A 22,177-nucleotide genomic window follows, 5' to 3' on the forward strand; every position below is an offset into this window, starting at 1 on the left:
TTATTAACTAAAATGGTTAATAATATTCACTAAAGATGAAAAATAAAAGGTAGTTGCGCCAACAACTACCAAAAAGAGAAGTACTAAAAACTTCTATTAACAACTTAAGTTTAGCATACTTCTCCATATTTGACATCAAATATTAATTTAATATTAAGGAGACAGTAAGTGTTAAACTTAAAAAATGCTTATTTTACTGGAGATGATGAGTTTCCAGTATTACATGAGCAAAGTAAGAATTTCAAGCGTCCTTTCCAAATGATTAGGTTTTCTGATCGCAAAGATGCATCATTAAACGATGCTATTTGTTTTTATGAGTGGGATCAAAAATTTGCTCGACGGCTAGAAGATGATCGTTTAAGTAAGCTTATTTTTGAATTTAAGCGTGCAGGATCCATAGTTCAACCAGACTATAGTATTTTTGCGGATGATCCGTTAATTTTACAAAAAATGGCTGTTTTTAACAAAAATCGGGTAGCCTGTGAATTACAGTCTTGTGGAATAGAAATCATTCCTAATTTACGATGGGGTGATCAAAGATCATTTAAATTTGCCTTTGCTGGAATACCAAAACATCAGGTATGTGCTATTGGAACATATGGGCAAGTTCGTAATAAAGAGAAAAGATATCTATTTGAGATGGGATTAGAGGAAGCTTTAACTCAGGTGGAACCTAAGGAAGTACTTATATATGGTTGTATGCCATCTTCAATCTTTAGTCCATATAAAAGTGTGACAAATTTCTATCAATATAATAATTGGCAAATTAGCTTGTTTGATAAGAAGGTGGGCTAAATGGGATCAGGCTATAATGGCTATATGCACACTAAAGGTGCCAACGAACGCTTTAAGCCCAAGAAATTGATGAATGAGTTAAGAAATAGTGGCGTTAAATATACTGAAAAAGATGTTGTTTTAGTGACAAAAAACTATAATGGTAAGCTACTATGGCTTGAAAAAGGAAATGAATTATCTGGTTTAGAACATATAGAAATGCGACATCGAAACGATTTCGATGCTAACACTAATATTCAGGATTTACTAATGAAAATTCTAGCTTCTAAGCCCTTAAAACATTTCAGCAGAAAAAAAGGGAAAGAGTTAGCAGATATATATTTATATAAGGTGAATTCTAAACTATATTTAGTTGCTTATGGTGATAATGGCTATATTGTTAGTTTTTACCCATATGGAGAAGGTGGTAATTATGTATAAAGTAGTTGGTATAAAGAATTATGAATTTACGAGAGATATCATAGTTGAAAGCATTGAGTCTAAACAAACATATGTAGCTTTTGATGACTCGGATTTAATAGGAAATGATCAATTTTCATTTGTTCAAGTCCAAAAAATTTATAATTGCAAGTTAGGAATAATGGGGAATATAGATTCCTCTGGAGAAACTTATACTATTTTATCAAGGGAACACATTGGTAAGATGAATTTGCTAAAGGTGTCTAACTCATGCGGTGATTATTTTTACTTTCCAGCCAATTCAAAAGTTGAAATTGGTGATAATATTAAGCTAATTGTTAAAAGGTATGACTTACTTGCAGTTAATAATGTTATTAATGATAGGACGTTATGACTAGCTTAAGCACAAGTAATGAACATTGGAGGAATTATTATGGCTACAACGACATTAGGAAAATTCTTAAGAAAAATAAGGATAGATCGTGATGAACGATTATATGACATGGCAAGACATTTAGGAGTTAGTTCTGCTTTCCTTTCTAGTGTTGAAAATGGCCATAAAAAAGCGTCAACATCTTTAATTAACAGTATTATTAATGTCTACAACTTAGACGAGAGTCAGCAAGAGCGATTAAAAGATGCACTGAGTCTTAGTGAGAATAGAATTGACATTTCGCAATTTTCACCACAGAAACAGGAAGCTACGTTAATGTTTGCAAGAAAGTTTGATGAGCTAACAGATGAACAAATTGAGCGGATTCAAAAAATCTTGAAAGGGGATGAGGACAATCATTAGCTATAAAACTATATTTGAAGTTGCACCGGAATCTCGTAAAAAATTACGGTATTTAGCCGAATTGGTTCGTAAAGAGTTAGGGATTGCCACTGATAAGAAGTATATTGATATTACTTGGGTATTGGAAAGATTAGATGTACTTGATTCGAATTATTCGTTTGAGATTGTTCCAGATGAACAGTTGGAAGCGGGGGTGCAGGCACAGACTGACGTTACGAAGAATACTATCTATATTAAAGAGTCCGTATATGAAGGCGCAATTCAAAATAATGGCCGTGACCGAATGACAATTGCTCATGAAATGCTTCATCTCATTTTGCATCAACCAGCATCACTAACGTTATTCCGACGTACAGATGACTTACCATTATACAAGAATCCTGAATGGCAGGCGGAATGTTTTGCTGGTGAACTGTTAATGCCATATGACCAGATTAAGAATATGACGGAAGAAGAGATTGTAGCGCAGTGTAAGGTATCGGAACGAGCAGCACACTATCAAAAAACACATATTTAAAAGGTGTATTTAACCGATATGTTAAGTTGAAATGATACTTTAGTTAAAACTAGAAAAGAATGGTCTTATCTTTAATTGGAATAATTTATGGGAAGTAACCAATCAAAATTCAATTGTCTCTGGAATAGTTTCTGGAGTTATTGTCAATGAAATGACAAAAATGATGGCAAACAATAATAAGAAAAAACTCAAAGTTAGAGATGCTTATTTTCAAGAAAAGTCTCTTGGAGATTTGACAAGATTGAGGTTTACAGGTGCTTCTATTCGTCCCGAAGATAGATTAGTACCGGGAGAGCATGAAATTGATTCTTATATTTATGCAGAAACAGGGATGCTATTCTGTTCGCTACAAGGAAAAGTAAGAAGATTACGAAATGCTACTCTAGTATATTCTAATGATGATGTAAACGAATCGGTCAAAAACGTTAATGATTTTTGTAATTCATTAGTTTTTGAAAAATTACATCAAAAAAGTAGAAGTGGAATAACCGTTTTTAACTCAAAGTGTGATTTATGTTACACCTCCAAAAGTACAAGAAGAATTAAAAATTTTCTAATATGTATTGATGGAGCAAAAAAAGGTTATGATTTATTTATATTACAAACACTTCAAAGTCCTTTAGGAAAATATACCTCATCATTTTCAATTGATGAAAACAGGAATGTTACAAAGTATAATATGTCAATTCCTGCAACGTTTACAAAAAAGAACGATACTGGAATTACTAATAGAATAGTAATGTTAGATGATTTAGATTCAATGATGAAGCCTTTTTTTGTTAACGGTGTTGAAGTTATGCCCAGTAATGAAACTGAAGCATTTAAATCATTCATTAGTAGCTTTAAGGCATCATACGAATTTAGGCAAACTAATCTTAGTGCGAATTAAAAAAGATATGTATAATCTATGGAGTTAGATCTCCGGTTATCAATATTACCTAATAAATTATTGAAAATTTAAATATTTACATTTTAACTGTGATCACTTCACCATCTTTAAACGTGAATTCCATTAGCGTTTAAAGATGGTGATTTTCTTATTTTTTGTCTTGAACTGTTGTCTTCCCTGTTCTAAATCTAAAAAATAGATGGTGAGTTTGCTATGTTGTTGCGACGAGCAATAGCTATCTGAGATAATAATTAAGTAATTTGTTTTAGGAAGTTAAAGAGAAAAACATATGCTTACCAATGTAATATCAAAAATCAAACAATTTATTCTTAAAATTAAAAAGACTATTTTTGAACCACGCAATAATAATGATGTGCAAAATTTAGATGATCCAGAAATCAGTACAAAAAATAAGGTAACACAAGAGCAGGATACTAGTTCTATACATAAGGACGAGGAGCCTGCTTCAAGTAAATCAATAAAACAAAATTCTGCAGCATTATTTAACAATGGGGCTAGTTCAGCTTCTAAATATAGTCCGGTAAAGTCTAGTAGTTCAAAGTTTGAACATCGTAAGGGAAAGATTGTCTATCCTCTTGATAATCATACTTTTCTTACCAGATCGAACTTAAACTATTGTGTATCACATCATCATAATCTAGTTGATATTTATGGGAGAGTTGCTGTCGTAATGGAAGATAAGACTAGGGATGTTCGCTTTCCAGCTGTTTACTGTCAAACATGTGATAAATTCTTTGTTCTTGAACATGTTTACAAATGGTTACAGAGTAAAGGACGAGTCTTGTGCCGAATAGTAACAAATGAATATTGGACTGCTAGGCAAAACTTTATCAATGATAATAAATCTACTGATGATATTTATGGTGATCCAGAATCGCATCTTCATTATTTGGGATATAATGTTAACTCTCAAATTGGATTATCAAAAGCACAACGAAGACATATTTTGCGACGGATTATTGTGAATAAAGAAATGACTCAAGCAGAAATTGAATCACATCTAGTCTACTTAATTCGTCGGAATCAATATAATAACAATTTCAAAAAAGCAATCAATAAATGGTATAACGATCTTCTATTTGTTGAGAATCTTGATTTAAATTATAGCCGAATTCCCATGACGGAATTAAGGATTAATAAATATCGTCATCACTAAGATGCCATAATAAGGATTATTGTAGTTTTTAGTCTATATTATTTAATTTGATGGTAGTTAATAACCGAGGATCCGTTATCCATCTTCTATCAGTGCCATATTTACTTACTTCAGGGAAATAATTTAATATTTTTATACCAGAATGGGTAATATTTAAAAATACTGGCTTTTTAAGATATACACGGTTGATATGAGAATTTGAATAAACTAGGCCCATAAGTAGGCTAGCTATTAGTCTTCGGACGCTAAGTTTATTAGTGATTTCAGCAAAAATTTGATTATGCATATATATTGTTACTTTGCGAATTTCGTCAGCTGGTTCAAACTTAACTTTGAACGCGGGATTAGTAGAACATCGGTAAATTAAGGCAAGCCAAATAAAATTATGATAGCTCATTAGGTGATAAGCATTGGTTTGGTAGGTAACGTTAAAATAACGGCGCAATTCGGTCCATAACTCTGTCCAATTTGAATAATTTAAAAGGTTAAAGGTGGTATAACTATGACCTTTTATTTCATTGTGATGAGCTGCGAATCTTAGGTAATAAAGTCTGCGTTTATACATGACATAGGCATATAAACTTTCGCTAGTCGAAGAGGTACTAACCGAGACAATTTTGTAGCCATTACCGGGATAGGATTGGCGGATGGTAGTCAAAATATCTTGATGTAGTGCCTATATTTGTGCCTTAGATAATTTTTTACTGATGAGTACCACCCCTTTTAAATATTAACGAATAAGTATTAATTTAACATAAAATTATAACTAAGAGGAAAATATTTTGATGACGGTCAAGAATTGAACTAATAGAAATTATTTGATACATTGTTATTGAAAAATAATGAGGAGATTATTGTGATGTTACACAACACAACACAACACAACACAACACAACACAACACAACACAACACAACACAACACAACACAACACAACACAACACAACACAACACGTTGATTATTTAAGTCAATGCTTATTTGTCAAGCAATTTTTAAAGAGCTTACTAATTTTTAAAGGATTAGTAGGTTCTATTTTTGTGCCTTCATTTTTGAATGGGGGTGTTGAGCTTGCTTAGGGATAGTGAAAAGTTTAATCAGAATGTCCAACCTAATTCAGCATTCTTAAGCGAGCTTAAGAATAAGCTCCCAGAATTCTTTACTAAGGATGGAGCTTTTGATTTAGATAAATTTAAATCTCAACTGAAAGATAAGAATATCAACGAACTTAGTGAAGGTTACCAACTTAACTTTATTGGTAAAGACTACGCCCGTCGACAAGCAGGTGAAATGCCGACGAGTGTGATTGTACCTGATGAAAAGCATAATAATGGTGAAGGTAAGGATAGTAAGAATTTATTCTTTACTGGCGATAATTTGGAAGTTTTGCGTCATTTACAAACAGCCTATGCTAACAAGGTTGACGTGATTTATATTGATCCACCGTATAACACTGGTAGTGACGGGTTTGTTTACCCGGATTCTTTTGAATATAGTGATGACAAGTTAAAAGATATGTTTGGTTTGGATGATGATCAAGTTGAACGATTAAAAAGTATTCAGGGAAAAGCTAGTCATTCAGCTTGGTTAACTTTAATGTATCCACGACTAGCAATAGCCAAACAATTATTAACTCAACAAGGAATTATATTTATTTCAATAGATGATAATGAAGATTTTAATTTGAAACTTATATGCGATTCGATTTTTGGAGAAAATAACTTTATAGGTCAATTTGTTATCAAGTCTACTCCTAATGCTCGTGATTATGGTCAAATAGGGAAAATGCATGATTATGTTCTTTTCTATGCCAAAAACAGAGACAAAGCACAATCTAACTTATTACCTGACAAAAATAAAAAATTTTCTTATAAAGATAATAGGGGAAATTTTAATATTCATCCGCTTTATAATTCTAATGAATCATTTACTAATGAAAATCGTCCTAATTTATTCTATCCATTTTATTTAAACAATAACGAAAGAGATGAGAATGGTTTTTTTAAAATTTCATTGGAACCTAAAGAGCATTATAACGTAAAAATTTTCCCTCCTAGATCACAAAAGAATAATATTCAATTTGTATGGCGATGGGGGAAAGAAAAATCACAAAAATATATTAATCAAGAAATAGTAGGATATGAAACTAACGGTCAATATCGTATAGTGCAGAAAATGAGAAATTCAGCAAAATTAATTCGTTCTATTATTGAAGGAAAAAATTATACTAGTCGAAGAGGAACAGCAGAGGTTGAAGATTTAATGGAACGTAAAATCTTTGCTTTTCCTAAACCGGTAGCACTCTTACATGATTTAATATTGAGTTCTACTTCAGAAAATTCTACAATTCTAGACTTCTTTGCCGGTTCCTCTACCACTGCCGATGCCGTTATGCAACTTAATGCAGAGGATGGCGGTCACCGCAAATTTATTATGGTTCAGCTTCCTGAAAAGACTTACCACACTAATAAGGATGGTAAAGAGGTACCAACTAAGGGTGGAAAAGCTGCCTATGATGCGGGCTTTAAATCTATTGATGAAATCTCTCGTGAACGGATTCGCCGTGCAGCTAGGAAAATTAAGGAAGATAACGAATTAACGCTCCCCGCAGACTTTGACGGAAGCTTTAAGCATTACCGCGTAGTCAAACCAACCAAACAAACTTTAGAAGATATTGATGATTTTGATCCGGATAACACTGATTTATTTACTAACATGGTTGAAGGCTTCTCTAGTGAGAGTCTAAACATCCCTGGTAACGCAACTGGTGAGCAAACAATTTTAACAACTTGGTTAGCTCAAGACGGCTATTCTTTTGATGCTAATGTTCAGAACATTCAATTTGATAACTACAATGCCCATTTAGTTGATGATCGCTTATACCTTATCAATGAAGGATGGGGTAGTAATCAAACTAAAGAGTTATTGAATAAGTTAGGAACTAATGAACTCCACCTTCAGAGCGTTGTAATATTTGGCTATTCCTTCAATATTGCTGAACTGCGTGAACTAGAGAATGGCCTCAAGCAGTTAGACAATAAAGTTAATTTAATCAAGAGGTACTAACCATGAAGATTAAACTTGAAACTTTACAACACCAAATTGACGCCCTCGCTGCTATCGATAAAGCATTTTCTGGCATGGATATCATGTCTAACGATCCGAATGCTAACTATATTTATGCCAATCCTTTAATCAGGTACCGTTATAATGACAAGGCTAATATCGATATTAAGATGGAGACTGGTACTGGGAAGACGTACGTTTACACCCGAATGATGTATGAACTTCACCAAAAATATGGTTTGTTTAAGTTTGTTATTGCCGTCCCTAGTCCCAGCATTAAGGAGGGGACTCGAAGTTTTATCACCAGTGACTATGCTAAGCAGCATTTTAGTGAATTCTATGAAAATACACGGGTTCAATTAAATGTTATTAATGCGGGTGATTTTAGTGCGCGTTCAGGACGACGAAACTTCCCCGCACAATTATCTGAATTTGTGGAAGCTACTCGGCAAAACGCTAATCAAATTGAAGTGCTATTGATTAATCAGGGGATGCTGCACTCTAAGTCGATGCATCGTAATGACTATGATCAAACTTTATTAGGTGGGGAGACTGCACCAATTAAAGCAATTGCAGCTACTCGCCCAGTAATAATTATTGATGAACCTCAACGCTTTCCACGCGGTAAGAAGTTCTATGAAGATATTGAAGCAATGAAGCCACAGCTGATTGTACGTTTCGGTGCTACTTTCCCAGAAACAACAACTGGTCGTGGTAAAAATAAAGTTACCAAAATCGATTATTACCGTGGTGAACCACAATTTAATCTAGATGCGGTGGATAGTTTTAACCAAGGATTAGTTAAAGGTATTGATATTGACTATCCTGATATGACTGAGGAACAAGCTAATAATCTGTATAAGGTTAAGCAGGCTAAGGCTAAGGAGCTGATTCTTTCTAAGGGTAAGAAGGAATACTCTTTAAGCGTTGGTGAAAACTTGGCGGATGTCGATCCAGGGTTTGAGGGAAACATTACCTATGCTGGTGGAACTGATCGAGAGCTTTCTAATGGGCTCACCTTATCTAAAGATATGAAGTTGATCCCGGGAACTTTTGCCCAAAACTATCAGGATGAAATTATCTTACAGGCATTGGATTGCCATTTTAAAGCTGAGAGAGAGAATTTCTTACGCTTAAATTCAGGAGATAATGCGCCCAAAATCAAGACCTTGTCCCTATTTTTTATTGATAGTATTTCCAGTTTTCGTGGTGAGAATGATGGCAAAGGCTGGTTAGCTCAGCATTTTGAAGATATTTTAACTAAAAAGCTAAAAAAGCTAATTGACCACTATGAAATGGCAATTGACGACCGTGAGAAGGAATACTGTTCGTTCCTACAAGCAACCTTAAAAAGCCTCCAGTCTGAACATCAGGATGTGTATGCCGGTTATTTTAGTGAAGATCGTGGGAGTTCAGATGCCGATATCCAGGCAGAGGTTGAAGACATTTTGAGTAACAAGGAAAAGCTCTTGAGTTTTAAGGATAAAGATGGTAATTGGCTAACTCGGCGTTTCCTATTTTCTAAGTGGACGCTTCGTGAAGGATGGGATAATCCAAATGTCTTCACGATTGCTAAACTTCGTACTTCTGGTTCAGAAATTAGTAAGATTCAAGAAGTTGGACGTGGTTTGCGGTTACCCGTTGATGAAACTGGTCACCGCCTAAACCAAGATGAATGGCAAAGTCGTCTTTCTTTCTTAATTGGTTATGACGAACGTGACTTTGCACAGAAACTAGTTGGTGAAATTAATGACGATTCACCAATTAAGCTGAACCAAGAAGAATTAACTGATGACATGATCAAGCTGATTGTTAAAGCTAAACAAAAAGCTGATCCTAAGTTTAATGAGGACCAGTTGCTTGATGATTTAGATGCCCATAATGTGATTACTCGTTCTAATAAGTTCAAAGACGATGTTGCTTTCGATGGTCAAATTATGTCCGGTTATGACGCCTTGTGTCAGCTTTATCCAGAACTTGAACAGGAAACTAAAGTTGCTAAAGATAGGGTTCGTGATAAGAATTCAAGGGATAGTACTACTGTTAAATTACGGAAGCAAAACTGGCAACAATTAAAGAATCTGTGGCTACAGTTAGCTAAACGCCAAATGATTAAGTTTGATCCGTCAGTAAATAAGGATGCTGAAACGGTTGCTCGTAATGTTTTCAATGATAGTGACAATAAGGTATTTGTTTTGCAGCGTCCACAAATGGTTCATCAAGAGGTTGATACCACGAGTGGAAATGCTGTTATAAAGGAGACGCAAGCGGATTATAGTACTGAATACTTGACCATGAACTACGGTAAGTTTCTCAAAATTTTAGCTAAACAAACTGACTTATCGGTTAACTTACTGAATAATTTGATGATCAAGGCAATCAAAAGGCTAAGAAATAATACTAATTATATTAACGAAAAGACGCTTGGTAACCTAATTAGGACATTTAATAATCAGTTTAATGAACGGATTAAGACTTCGTATAGCTATGAACCATTAGATTTTTCGTCATCAACGTCGATTTATAATGCTAAAAAACATGAATTTGTGGATACAGTACCAGCTAGTGTATTAGGTGTTTATCAGTCCAACGCTACTTCTGATGAGAAGTATTTATATGATCGACCACCGCTGCGTTATGATAGCGCCGACCCAGAATTAAAAATCTTAAATCGGTCGTATGGTCCTAAGATTAGTGTTTTTGGGAAACTACCAAAAAGAGCTATTAAAATTCCACGCTTTGATAATGGTACAACGACACCGGACTTCATTTTTAAGATTGAGCATGGTAACAAGCCAATTTACTTGGTGATTGAAACTAAGGCGGAAAACATGCGCTTGGGTGACGAAGAAATTCATATTATTCAACAGAAGTATTTTGATCATCTTAAGGAGTCAGGGGTTTACTACCGAATGGCGACTAGTGAGCAAGAAGTACATGATTTAATTAATAAATTGGAAAATGGGGAGTTGAATTAAAATGTTGTCGCTAATTAGATTAGCTAAAGAGGGAAAGCTAGAGAAAACTGGCGCTAAGCCTAAACTACCAATTAAAGTTGACGGGGTAAGTTCTGAGACATTAGATGTCTATAGGATTCCATTAGAATATTTATACTACAATGACAAAAATGGGCGAATTGCAACAGGTGTATCACAATATGAAGGAGAATTACATCCTACTAGTGATCTGGAGGATCCAAGATACAATAATTTTGTGGCTAAGTTGATTGAACAAGATAATACTGGCGCCTTAAAAAGAACAGAAAAATCTATTGAGAATTCTGGACAACAAGTTTATGGGTATGTTTTAGATGATGGACGAATTGTTGATGGTAACCGGCGATTTACTGCTTTGCGTGATATTCACCAATCAACCGGGAAAACAGTGTACTTTGAAGCAGTAGTTCTGCCATTTTCCTATAACAACACTACTGAGCGGGTCAAAATTAAAAAACTTGAGTTAGCCATTCAGATGGGAGTGGAAGAACGTCAAAATTACGATCCGGTTGATTTGGCGGTTGATATTTATCAGACTACCGGTGGTGATAACCCAATTATGACCCAAGCGGATTATGCAGCTGACTCGCATATGCGTCCAACTGAAGTTAAGAAATATTATGATGGCGCGGTCTACATGAAGAAGTTTCTGGAATTTATTGGGGCTCCAGAAAATAACTTCAACATTATTAAGGAAAGTAAAGTTTGGTCGCTTTTCTATGAAATGGGTAAGACCCTGGCTAAAAATTTTGGTGATGATCCTGAATCTCAAGTTCGCAAAAATGAAACAATGAATTCATATTTTGGAGTTATTCTTTATCAAATTCATGTCGGTGTTAGTGGCAATACGGCTAGAACTCATATTCGTGAGTATGGGAAAAATGTTGTTAACAGCGTTGATAATGAAGACTTTAATGATGATGTTGCGGATATAATAGATGATCTGTCCGAATCACTACAGGATAATGAAATTCATACTACTGCTGATTTAATGCAGACTTTGACTGATGAGAATGAAACTGTTGAAGCATTGGGAGATACGTTTGATACTTACATGCGGAACGCCCGTAACAGTGAGTCTGTAGAGAAGTTCATCCGCAATATAAAGCAGAATGTGAAGTACTACCATGATTTAAATGAAGATGGCGGCCTAATCGGAAGCCTTCGTTATAACGAGGTTAGTGAAGATCAACTAAAGGAACTGCAGAAATATATGCGGGACTTAAATCAATTGAGTAAGGAGTTGTTCACTAAGTATGGCGACGAAATCAGATAGTCCAATTATCATTAAGAATGATGCGGGTCTGTTTCAACTGTTAGATGATAATAACCATACTCTGAAGACCAAAGCTGCTCAGCGAGGCCTATCAATCTTTGCACCTTATTTTGAAAATCCTGAGCAACGGACGTTTAAGCCGGATTTGACTTATGTTCAGTTATTGGAGTTAGTCAAAAAGCTTAATCGCCGCTTACAGCGTAAAGGACTACCTGAAGTACGAACTAGTAATAAATTTAATCAGTTTGTCCAACAGCGTCAGTATTACATCAAAGAACAGAGTCAAGCAGGCCTAACCATTAAGAATGGTGATCCGCGGTGGAAACAAGAATTTGATAACTTCAAGGAGGTTGTTAGTCAAGAGATTACGCGTTCATTAAAGCCGGAACAAGAACGGGCCAGCTTCTTTATGACGATTATGAAACGAGCAGCTAATTTTTCTGTACCAGGTGCTGGAAAAACTGCCATGATGTATGGGACCTTTGCCTATCTGTCCAGCCCTAGAGTAAATGAAGTTGATAAGCTCCTAGTGGTATCCCCCTTAAACGCATTTGCTGCCTGGCGGACAGAATTTCAAGAGGTTTTTGGCCCTAAGCGGGAATTGCATTATCTTAATATGCGGGATAAAAAGTATAACAATAATGCTGGAGCAATTAAGCACGACTGGGTGCAGGCAGATGTAATCAGCATTAATTATGAAGCTCTGCAAAGTAAGCTGAACGTTATCAACGATTTGTTGGATTCTAAAACGATGCTGGTCTTTGACGAGGTACACAGAGTTAAAGGAGTCGGCGGTCAACGAGCTAAGGCGGCCTTGAATCTCAGCCAAGCACCACATTATCGGTATGTTTTAACAGGAACACCAATTCCAAACAGCTTTAGGGATATTTATAATTTCTTACATTTAATGTATCCTGATGAATATTCTTCATTCTTTGCCTGGGATCTAAATACCTTAAACAACATTGATTCTGAAGATGTTAATAAGAAATTATCGCCATTTTTCTGGAGAACGAATAAGCAGGATCTTCATGTACCAAAGCCTGATCCAGACATTATTAAAGAGGCAGTTCCCTCAAAAAATCAGGAACTACTGGCGCAAGCAATTTATGAAAATGAAAATGGAACTCTGGCAACGTTTATTAGGTTGTTACAGGCATCCACAAATCCAGAATTGCTTAGTTCTAACATCAATTATAAGGAATTGGGACTGGTGGATGCGGATTCTGGAGTATGGGATAAACAGGTGGCCACAGTTGAAAAAGAAAATTCCAGTAGCGGAGAAGCTTACAAAAAATTTGATCTAGCTAAAATAGAAGCACCTAAGTTTGAGATGGGTATTGATTTGATCGACAAATTAGTTAGCCAAGGTAAGAAAGTCCTTGTTTGGGGAATGTTTGTTGGTACCATGCAAAAGATTACCGATACTCTTAATGATATGAGTATCAAAACTACTTTGATTTATGGCGCTACTCCTAAGAAGGATCGTGAAAAAATGATTAACAACTTCCGAACGGGGGATGCACAGGTGCTGGTGTCAAATCCTAATACCTTAGGAGAATCTATTTCGTTGCACCAAACCGTACACGATGCAGTCTACTTTGAATATAACTTCAACTTGACTTTTATGCTGCAATCGCGGGATCGAATTAATCGTTTGGGATTACCAGCGGATCAATACACTCGGTATTACTATCTAATGACCAAGGGTGATGTCGCACATATGGGATTTATTGATAGTACCGTTTATAAGAAGCTAAAAGATAAAGAAAGAGTTATGCTTGATGCAATCGATGGTCAACTACTCGTGCCCGAATATACAGATGATTATCTACAGGAAGTTAAGGATATCGTAATGGGGAAGTATAAGTAATTTGTAATGTTACTATTTGTAATAGACTTAAATCCAGGAGATAATATGACTAGAAGAATATTTTTATTTCGGTGGATTGTAAGTTTAGGTATTCATTATATTGAAAAGAGGATAAATATCATGAAACCGTCAGATGAAAGAAAACGAATTTTACATAAAAGATGGGCGATAGCAATAGTAATTGCAGCTATTATTGCAACTCTACTACACATTTGGTATTTAGTATTAGCATTTATCTTCATTATTGGTGGAACATGTTTAGGGCTTAGCCTTATTATAGATGTGATGAGCTGGCTTGAAGGTGATGATTTAGGACCAGATCTTAAATCTAAAAATAAGAGACCGAGTGATTCTGGTCAAGAAAATGATATATCTAATACAATGTGGGATATCTATACTACAGATCAAATTATCAAACATAGTCCATATAACAACGATGATAATTTTCGTGATAAATAACTTCTATTAGCAAATAATTATAATGACACACAAAAGTCTGCAGTAACCCAACGTTGTAAGTTGCTGTGGACTTTTGTTGTAATATAATCCGATTATTCGCTAATATTACGATTGTTAAATTGTATTTTGCATATAACGTTTAAAATGGGGAATTTTCATATTCAAAGGTAGAGATTACTTACTCTATTAAGACAAATTTGGACTAATGAATCATTGTTCGTTAATCGTTTTTAGTTGAGTTCAGCAGGGGCTAAGTAATCAACTAAAGAATTATCTCTTTGAAATGTTTCAAGTTCCTATTTATAATATAAATAAAAGACATGAGATAGATTACTAGAAGGGATTATTATGATCAACGCATTAACCGGTGGGGCGTCGCCAAAAGGCCAAATGGAAATTCTAGCAACTGTTCGCAAAAAAACTGAGCTGGCAAAAAGAAATGGAAGTGGCATTTGAGGCTAAGAATGCGTTTGACTGGGCCGACTTGGTCAAAGAGATTCCGGAATTTGTTGAAAAATTCATGGTATTAACTTATTTAAATACCGCACAAGATTGTAAACTATAAATGATATTCCTTTCGCTTTCTTTTATAGCCAGCGAATAAAATTCATTTCTCACACATTCAAAAATAAAGGAGTAGCAATCATGGCGCAGTTATTTTATAGTCCTGACTTGGCTAATCGGCTACCTCATAACACTGGTAAGATTAGCCAAAAACCTTTACGACGGTGGCAGCTTAGTCCGGTAAAGATTGATAATAAAACATACTACCTATATGTAGAAGAGGAAACTGGTTTACCAGTCTTTACTGACAAATTAGGCGAGGGTAAATTTAGTCAAGTTGCCATTAACTTTCTAAATAAAATGCCCTTTTTGGTTGATCCGCAACGTACTTGGTTAATGCAAAACGTTTTTTCGTTTAATTTATACCGGCCAATCCCATCTGCTGAAAACGAAAAACTTAAAAATTATTTGCAGATAATTGCTAACCACCAAGCAGAATTTAAGGAAACCCATTAACGATAATGATGATTTTTCATCAACTGAGGATTTTAATGATCTTGTCTACTTGTTATTAGCTTTATCTGGAAATGATCAGGAAGTTTTAATGCAATTTTGCCAATTGGTTAATGAAGAACATCCGGTGAAGGTGAAAGCTCCACGACCGGGGGCCAAATATTGTACTATCAAGCCACAATTTAAAGATCCCCGTATTTGGGCGGATGACGAAGGAAAAGCCTCAGCAGATAATCCAGCAACAGTTCAAGCGATTAGCAAAAACAACCAGCAAATGATTGACCAGTTTATCGTCAGTGCTGATGGTCAGTTAATGGGAGATGATAAGACTGCTCGTCGTATCTTGGACCAATTTTTGAACCACTTCATGTTAAAAGATAAAATTTGTATGGTTACAACCAACCTAGCTGCGCCAAACATCTTTTTCGCTGGAACGTTAGATCAAATTGATGAGGATCTTCTTTCTGCTACGTTATCCAATTTTTATGTTTTTCTAAGTCATACAGGAATCGTGAGCCAATCAGCTGCTAGGGATGTTGCAGACTATCTAGATACAAGCTACGATATTATCTATGGAGAACCGGAATTAGCTGCACCAGAAGATGACTATCAAGACTCTCTTATTCAGCAGTTGCTTGATGAACTAGCTCCAGTACAAGCAGATACGTCAGCGAATGTTGGCAACCGTCAATTGATTAATCCGCAAAACTATGACCAAGCGTATGTAATTACTGCTAAATTAGCTGATTTTAAACCGCTAGCAAGCCGTACGTTCGTGATTAAGGGTAGTAGTACAATTGAGGAACTCGCTGAAACAGTGATTTTGATGTTTCATGGTGACTTGGCACACTTGTATGATGCAATTAATGAACAGACTGAGGAATTTTATACTCAGTCAGCGGATTTTGTGCCAGGCGGGATGACAAAAGTTAAGCTTGATCTAGCAACGGTCTCATTATTAAATGAAAAAGATAAATTAACTATTCATTATGACTATGGGGACGGCTGGGAGTTTAAACTTCATGTCCAAAAAATTCAACCAGTTACTAATGAGAAGCTACCACATGTTCAAAAAGCTCGTGGTTACGGTATTATTGAAGATATTGGTGGTGTCGGTGGTTTAGCGCAGTATTATGATGATTACCAAAAAGGGCAAGTTGATCCGGACCTTTTAGACTGGTTAGGTGGAGAAGCAATTGACCTTGATACTGTGGACATCAACGAATTAAACCAGTTAATTAAATGATTCGCCTCACTATTTTTGTAAGAGGCGTAAGGTAACGGATATACGGAAATCTTTGTCAGCTTTTAATGAGATAATAATGGCGATCATTGCATTGAAAACTCAACCTTAAATAGTTAAATTAACCACTTCACCATCTTTGAACGTGAACTTTATGTAACGTTGAAAGATGGTGATTCTTTCTATTTTGAACTAACTAGTCGAGTATTCTATGTTCTATTTCGATAGTCAAGTAGGCGTTTGTAGGGTAATCGTGTATTTAACGTTTTATATAAAAGAAACGTGTTAAGGGAGGCAGCAAAATGACAGATCGACAAGCAAATGTGAAACTAAGAAGTTATCAAACATCTGATTGTATGGACATTAACCTATACAAAAATCATCACCTCATTTTAGTAACGAAGCGATGATTGCGATACAAAATTTATTTTTGCCTGTTTCTAATTTGCTTATTAATTCGATTAATATGTTGCTCTTCTAACAAGCGAATAAAAAGCCAAATAGCGATATAGACGATAATGAAAATTATAATGGTTTGCCAATTAAGTGGCCAATGATTGATTAGCATCATTACAGAATATAGAATAAAAGTCCCAATTAGGTGAATAATGAGAGCGATCGAATATGGTAGTTCTGTTTGAAATACAAAACTTAATTCCCCGATTAATCCACTAATAATGAACACTGTAAAGACACTAGTAGTAGAAACAGTCATATTAGGTGTGAGAAATGCAATAATTGCGAGATAAGTAATAGACCCGTAACCCATCCCACGAATAAAGTAACGAATACTCCTTTTTAAATTTATCATTTTATAGTCCCAATCTTCTTTCTAACTCTGGTAGATATTTCCGTGAAACATCGGCACGTTGATCAAAATTTAATTTAGCAATCATGTTGCCAGTAAATCCAGCTTCTAAGGAAATTAAATGATTTAAATTAATAATGCCGTGTTTTGATACTTGAACAAAATTTTCGTTAAGCCTTGTTAATACCTGATATAGTCGTCCGTTTGTTTGAATTACATCACTTTTTGTATAAAAAGAGAGAATGTTTTTGGTTACCTCTACCTTGATAAGCTCTGTTTGCTTTATAGTTAAAATCCTGTCTTCTGTTTTTATTGGGATTAAAGAGCTACTTTTCTGATTATACTTATCTAAATAATTAAGCAGGTTAATAACTTTATCGTTTTTAGTAACAGCGTTCACAGTAATATTAAGATCGTCAGGACCTAGTAATGGATCTGCCTGAAAATGAATTTGCACAATTAACTCTTCCTCTGATATCGATTTGCCAAAACAGCTCCAAGACCTATTAAAACTATAGACATTCCCACAATCATTAATGCATTACTATAATTATTTAACTGATAACCATGAATCTTGAAGTGGATACCCAGATATTCAATCATTTGGTACCGACTAGATGGCGGTAAAAATTTTTTGCTTAGTTTATTTAGTAGAAGGCTTCGCAAGCTAGCAGCCTCATAACTACTTGGAAATAATTTTACTACAAATTGTGCTGATTTGGATAATGTTCCATAGGGCATATAAGTAGCGATCATAAATCCGGAAGCTGCGCCAATTATGGCAGAAAGGCGGCTAAAAGTCGTAGAAGAATGGATTAGGTCAACAATAATTAAATTAACAGCACTTGCGCCAATTGCACCTAAAACAATAAAAACTAATCCGGGAAGCAATGCAGTAGTTGGAATAGTAATATTATCTACTAAAATAAAGTAAACTGCCATGATGAAGAATGTAATGATCTGCATTAGTGTGCTAATAAATATTGTTGCAGTTAAATAGCTACAATTAATTTGGAACGGTGTCAAATCAGTTAGACTTAAATCATCCCATGTTCGACTTTCTCGATCTTTGACTAATTGACCAAGAGCTTGAAATGAAGTGGTAATACCGGCGATGGCGACAATTCCACTAATCATCCATAAATCTAACATTTCTTTTGCATGAGGCAATGATTGCCATGAAGATATCAGGTTTTGTTGCAAAAAACCAATATAAATAAAGAATGAAATTAAAGCACCAAGGCAAGACATCAAGACACCAATCTTATTAGCAAAGTAAATCTTTAAGTTTCTTTTAATTAACGCAATCATATTATTGAAGCTCCTTTCCGGTAATTTTGACAAAAGCATCGTTAATTGAACCGGGGGTATATGAGAAGTTAATGATATACTCTTGATTGCTATGTAGTAATGTAATAACTTCTGAACAATTAAGACCATCAAAAGAAAATTTTTGAGGTGTTAATTGTTTCTCAGGGTAGTTAGTTTGTAGCTTATGTCCATTTGTTGTAACCACTAATTTAGTTGGTGCATAATGTTGTTTAATATCAGTTGCTGAGCCAGAAACTAAAATTTTGCCGTTTTCTAAGATATACATTTGATCGGCATTTTCGGCTTCTTCTAAGTAATGAGTTGTTAGAAAAATAGTTAGACCATGTTCATTTTGTAGCCTTTGAAGGAGGTTCCAAATAACAAGTCGCGTTTGTAAATCCAATCCAGTTGTCGGTTCATCAAGGAAAAGAATATCTGGGTCGGTAATCAAGGCACGAGTGATATCAACCCTGCGTCGCTGTCCACCAGATAATGTTCCATAGCGCTGATTTAGAAAATGGGTGAGGCCCATTAGGCTAATTAACTGGTGAACCCATTCAGTATGATCTTCATGATATAAGTTTGATCTAAAGTTAAGATTATCTTTAACTGAAAGTTCTTTATCGAGAATGCTATCTTGGAAGACAACGCCAATTTTTATTCCTTGACGGCGTGTGATTATCCCCGAGGTTGGCGTCATTAAACCAGTAAGAAGATTGATAGTAGTTGATTTACCTGCACCATTAGTACCTAGGTAAGCAATTAATTGACCACGATCGATCTGTAAATTTACGTTATCTAGAGCTAATTTTGTTCCGTATCTTTTAGTAAGATTATTTGCTTTAATTAACATGATTAGAATACCTCCTGATATATTTGATAGTGTAAATATATCAGTAAAAACAATATTTGTGATTGATAGAAAGATAAGTGGTTAATATATGAATATGAAATGCAATTATGGTTAACTAAAAATAGTACTCAAATTTGAGGAACTGAGTGCTATGTAAACTTTAATATCATCTTTGAATGTGGATTCCATGTTGGGGTGGAAGTAGGCTTTGGTGTTAGTATAAGGCACATAAAGCAATTTATCGTATAATTAAAGTAAAAACGAGGTAAGGAGAAATGAATGATATCTCTAAAAGCGACTGGCAATTATATAACAAGTTACTCCCGGAATGGCAAGAAAGATATATGCATCGACTTAACCAAGAATACAAAAAATATTAGATGGCGAGGGTTCACCATCTAATATTTTTTGGAAGCTGGAAAAACGAATAAAGGCGGATAGAAAATCACCGGGGGTTATTGTTGAGGTATCGAAAAACTCCATGTTTCAAACTTTACTGCAGTTAATATCAGAGAAGGTAATTACAGATGAAGATTTAAATGGTTTTAGTGAAGAATTAAGAGACGGGATTAATGATGTTGTTAAACGATTTGGCTAAAAAGATGCCAACGACTGAAATGACTGCAATATTAATTGATGTTCTTAACCCCGAAGATAACGAAATAAAGGAACGGCAAAATGTTGCTGAGATGGTCAATGTGACAGATAGAAGCGTTGCAGTAACTCCCTTAGCACCGACAACTACTGCGTACATTAACCATATGTATTATCAAACCTATTTTGTTAGTCCTGAGGCAGGAGTAGCCAGCTTATTGCCTTGCTATTGGAGTTATGCTGAATGTTTTAAACGAATGAATGAATCTGTTCATCATACCAGAGCAACTTATCAAGCCTTTATTGATCAATATGCTAGTTCTACTTTTCAACAGAGCAATGCAAAACTAATTGGGTTAATAGATAATTTAGCAGAGCAGGCTGACGCAGAAACTAAAAAGCAAATGCAAACAGCCTTTAATCTCAGCTCTGACTATGAATTAATGTATTGGAAAATGTGCTATAACCATGAACAGTGGCCACATCAATGTTTTAATAAACAGAATGACTTTGATCAATTAGCACTGGAACTAAAAAGATGAGAAGAAGAAATGCAAAATAGCTATTTTAAGATTATTCCTCTTAAAGATCACCAGCTTAAAGAAGCAAGTTTGGTCGTTAAGAAATGTTGGCAGGAAAACTATAAAGGAATTTTTCCGCCAGACCAATTAGCAAAACTAGATGAACGAATTTGGCAACAAGCAATGGGAAGTACGGGGCGTCATAACTTAATCGCCCTAGTTGGAAATAAAATCGTGGGACTTATTAGTTATGGAGTACCCCTTCAAATAGGAAAATTTCCTAAAGATTACGGCGAATTAATGAGTATTTATGTTCTAACTAAGTATCATGAAAAAGGCATTGGTACAGCTTTGATGCAAGAAGCAATGCAAGGGTTGGTAAGACTGGGGTATAGCCATGCAGCCTTATGGGTAGAAGAGGAAAATCAGTCCGCAATTAAATTTTATAAACGGAAAGGATGGCAAAAAACCGGAAAATATCAAAAGCAAATCATTCTTGGACAAAAAGTTAATCTATTACAATACCAAAAATAGGGAAGATTTTACTAACCATTTTGAAGTACGATGACTAAATGTTAACCCCATCAATAAAACAAGAGTGCAATACAAATAAAGTTCATTTGTACGCACTCTTTTTATTAGCCGAGAAACTTATCATATTCGTCATCAGTTAAGTTGTATTTTTCGGTAACTTTTTGTTTAACGATCTCTGGTTTAATATTGAGTTCGTAGAGAGAGTCAATTAACTTTTTTATGTCCTCTTTGCGAACTTCCATTTTAGCTTCCCTTTTAGTGTCCATTAAATTTAATTCGTACTTCATAAAGCCATTTCTCCTTTCTGGATCTTGTTTGACTTTATCAACTTCATCTTGAATTTGAGCAATAAATCTACTCTTATTGTCGCCTTGATTACACATTAAAGCAAGGAAACTCTTAATCGGTTCATCACTTTTATCAAAGTTTTTAGCAAGGGCATTAAAAATAACGACAGTCCGATTATCACCAAATTTCAGGTTATGGTCTCTAGTGCAAGTAAGATTAAATTCATATTGTGCCCATCCCTGCTTAAAATAATCAAAATTGCAGAACATAATAACATAAGTAGGGTAGTCTTTGAGTACTGAATAATCATCTCCAGGTCTTAATAGACCGTGATCAATCTGTTCTTGATAGTAACGCAACCGTGCTGGTAAGTTATTTTGGTTATTAACTTGCATCTCAATGACAATGATATTATTTTTATCATCACGGACATAGACATCAAAGCGAACGCGATGGGCACCAACGATACTAATATCTTTTTGGGTGTCTAACTGGATAATCTCTTTTGCTTTAAGGTTTGGCAGAGCCCTATTAATTAACTCTAAGCATATTTCTTTATTTTGCATTACTAGTCCAAACATTGGATCACTAGTAATTGTTATCTTTTGCCACTTGTCATAGATTAAGGCAATTTGTTCTTCGCGTGATAGATTATTCATAAATTTACTCCTTAAGAATTTTTGCTTCTAAAAGAATATATACGTAAATAATCTATTTTTGCACCAAAAAATTTAGCCTTCCTTACTTTACTTTGAATCCTCGCTTAGA

At 34.9% G+C, this 22,177-nt stretch carries 21 protein-coding genes; 16 read left to right on the forward strand and 5 right to left on the reverse strand.

Annotated features, from left to right (window positions below; all coding sequences use genetic code 11):
• The first annotated feature begins 168 nt into the window (after positions 1 to 168).
• From H5S10_RS08970 to H5S10_RS09035, 14 genes are all read left to right on the forward strand, one after another.
• A complete protein-coding gene (locus H5S10_RS08970) occupies positions 169 to 795 on the forward strand; it encodes a DUF4417 domain-containing protein (protein WP_094504430.1) in 627 nt (208 codons plus the stop codon).
• Positions 796 to 1,215 carry a hypothetical protein gene (locus H5S10_RS08975; RefSeq protein WP_019251252.1) on the forward strand — a complete coding sequence of 140 codons (420 nt, stop codon included), beginning with the start codon at positions 796 to 798 and terminating at the stop codon, positions 1,213 to 1,215.
• Positions 1,208 to 1,588, forward strand: coding sequence for a hypothetical protein (locus H5S10_RS08980; protein WP_019251253.1), 381 nt, complete (start codon positions 1,208 to 1,210; stop codon positions 1,586 to 1,588). The genes H5S10_RS08975 and H5S10_RS08980 overlap by 8 nt, the downstream gene beginning before the upstream one ends.
• Before the next feature lie 39 nt (positions 1,589 to 1,627).
• Positions 1,628 to 1,990, forward strand: coding sequence for a helix-turn-helix domain-containing protein (locus H5S10_RS08985; protein WP_019251254.1), 363 nt, complete (start codon positions 1,628 to 1,630; stop codon positions 1,988 to 1,990).
• A complete protein-coding gene (locus H5S10_RS08990) occupies positions 1,974 to 2,507 on the forward strand; it encodes an ImmA/IrrE family metallo-endopeptidase (protein WP_019251255.1) in 534 nt (177 codons plus the stop codon). Before H5S10_RS08985 ends, H5S10_RS08990 begins: the two co-directional genes overlap by 17 nt.
• A 151-nt stretch (positions 2,508 to 2,658) precedes the next feature.
• Positions 2,659 to 3,396, forward strand: coding sequence for a hypothetical protein (locus tag H5S10_RS08995; protein ID WP_019251256.1), 738 nt, complete (start codon positions 2,659 to 2,661; stop codon positions 3,394 to 3,396).
• Positions 3,397 to 3,685: 289 nt separating this feature from the next.
• On the forward strand, positions 3,686 to 4,573 hold the full coding sequence (locus H5S10_RS09000; RefSeq protein WP_182589328.1) for a hypothetical protein: 888 nt from the start codon (positions 3,686 to 3,688) through the stop codon (positions 4,571 to 4,573).
• Positions 4,574 to 5,641: 1,068 nt separating this feature from the next.
• The gene (locus H5S10_RS09005; RefSeq protein ID WP_153704897.1) at positions 5,642 to 7,636 is read left to right on the forward strand and encodes a site-specific DNA-methyltransferase; all 1,995 of its coding nucleotides are present in this window, start codon (positions 5,642 to 5,644) and stop codon (positions 7,634 to 7,636) included.
• A 2-nt stretch (positions 7,637 to 7,638) separates the two neighbouring features.
• The gene (locus H5S10_RS09010) at positions 7,639 to 10,614 is read left to right on the forward strand and encodes a type III restriction-modification system endonuclease (protein WP_182589329.1); all 2,976 of its coding nucleotides are present in this window, start codon (positions 7,639 to 7,641) and stop codon (positions 10,612 to 10,614) included.
• A 1-nt stretch (position 10,615) separates the two neighbouring features.
• Positions 10,616 to 11,908 (forward strand): hypothetical protein, encoded by a 1,293-nt coding sequence (locus tag H5S10_RS09015; RefSeq protein ID WP_182589330.1) that lies wholly within the window; start codon positions 10,616 to 10,618, stop codon positions 11,906 to 11,908.
• The gene (locus H5S10_RS09020) at positions 11,889 to 13,781 is read left to right on the forward strand and encodes an SNF2-related protein (protein ID WP_182589331.1); all 1,893 of its coding nucleotides are present in this window, start codon (positions 11,889 to 11,891) and stop codon (positions 13,779 to 13,781) included. The genes H5S10_RS09015 and H5S10_RS09020 overlap by 20 nt, the downstream gene beginning before the upstream one ends.
• A gap of 120 nt (positions 13,782 to 13,901) precedes the next feature.
• Positions 13,902 to 14,240 (forward strand): hypothetical protein, encoded by a 339-nt coding sequence (locus tag H5S10_RS09025; protein WP_153704893.1) that lies wholly within the window; start codon positions 13,902 to 13,904, stop codon positions 14,238 to 14,240.
• A 645-nt stretch (positions 14,241 to 14,885) separates the two neighbouring features.
• Positions 14,886 to 15,260, forward strand: coding sequence for a hypothetical protein (locus H5S10_RS09030; RefSeq protein ID WP_231796031.1), 375 nt, complete (start codon positions 14,886 to 14,888; stop codon positions 15,258 to 15,260).
• Positions 15,261 to 15,348: 88 nt separating this feature from the next.
• Positions 15,349 to 16,503 (forward strand): plasmid pRiA4b ORF-3 family protein, encoded by a 1,155-nt coding sequence (locus tag H5S10_RS09035; RefSeq protein ID WP_231796032.1) that lies wholly within the window; start codon positions 15,349 to 15,351, stop codon positions 16,501 to 16,503.
• A gap of 421 nt (positions 16,504 to 16,924) precedes the next feature.
• On the opposite strand, the gene H5S10_RS09040 is transcribed toward H5S10_RS09035, so the two are convergent.
• From H5S10_RS09040 to H5S10_RS09055, 4 genes are read right to left on the reverse strand one after another with little or no spacing between them, the layout of a single operon-like run.
• Entirely contained in the window at positions 16,925 to 17,311 is a 387-nt protein-coding gene (locus H5S10_RS09040) for a DUF3021 domain-containing protein (protein WP_182589332.1), read from the reverse strand.
• A 1-nt stretch (position 17,312) separates the two neighbouring features.
• On the reverse strand, positions 17,313 to 17,765 hold the full coding sequence (locus tag H5S10_RS09045) for a LytTR family DNA-binding domain-containing protein (protein ID WP_182589333.1): 453 nt from the start codon (positions 17,763 to 17,765) through the stop codon (positions 17,313 to 17,315).
• Positions 17,766 to 17,767: 2 nt separating this feature from the next.
• Complete coding sequence (locus H5S10_RS09050) at positions 17,768 to 18,619, reverse strand: ABC transporter permease (protein ID WP_094500965.1); 852 nt, start codon at positions 18,617 to 18,619, stop codon at positions 17,768 to 17,770.
• Position 18,620: 1 nt separating this feature from the next.
• Complete coding sequence (locus H5S10_RS09055) at positions 18,621 to 19,472, reverse strand: ABC transporter ATP-binding protein (protein WP_182589334.1); 852 nt, start codon at positions 19,470 to 19,472, stop codon at positions 18,621 to 18,623.
• A 572-nt stretch (positions 19,473 to 20,044) separates the two neighbouring features.
• Here H5S10_RS09055 and H5S10_RS09060 point away from each other — a divergent pair.
• Both H5S10_RS09060 and H5S10_RS09065 read left to right on the forward strand, forming a co-directional pair.
• Positions 20,045 to 20,608 carry a thiaminase II/PqqC family protein gene (locus H5S10_RS09060; protein WP_182589335.1) on the forward strand — a complete coding sequence of 188 codons (564 nt, stop codon included), beginning with the start codon at positions 20,045 to 20,047 and terminating at the stop codon, positions 20,606 to 20,608.
• Positions 20,609 to 20,617: 9 nt separating this feature from the next.
• Positions 20,618 to 21,121, forward strand: a complete 504-nt coding sequence (locus H5S10_RS09065) for a GNAT family N-acetyltransferase (protein ID WP_182589336.1) — start codon at positions 20,618 to 20,620, stop codon at positions 21,119 to 21,121.
• Between the two features lie 104 nt (positions 21,122 to 21,225).
• On the opposite strand, the gene H5S10_RS09070 is transcribed toward H5S10_RS09065, so the two are convergent.
• Positions 21,226 to 22,068: an Rpn family recombination-promoting nuclease/putative transposase gene (locus H5S10_RS09070; protein WP_231796034.1), complete on the reverse strand. Its 843-nt coding sequence runs from the start codon at positions 22,066 to 22,068 to the stop codon at positions 21,226 to 21,228.
• Positions 22,069 to 22,177: the final 109 nt, after the last annotated feature.

Origin of the sequence: Limosilactobacillus balticus, assembly GCF_014145615.1 — a bacterium.
GTDB classification, from domain to species: domain Bacteria; phylum Bacillota; class Bacilli; order Lactobacillales; family Lactobacillaceae; genus Limosilactobacillus; species Limosilactobacillus balticus.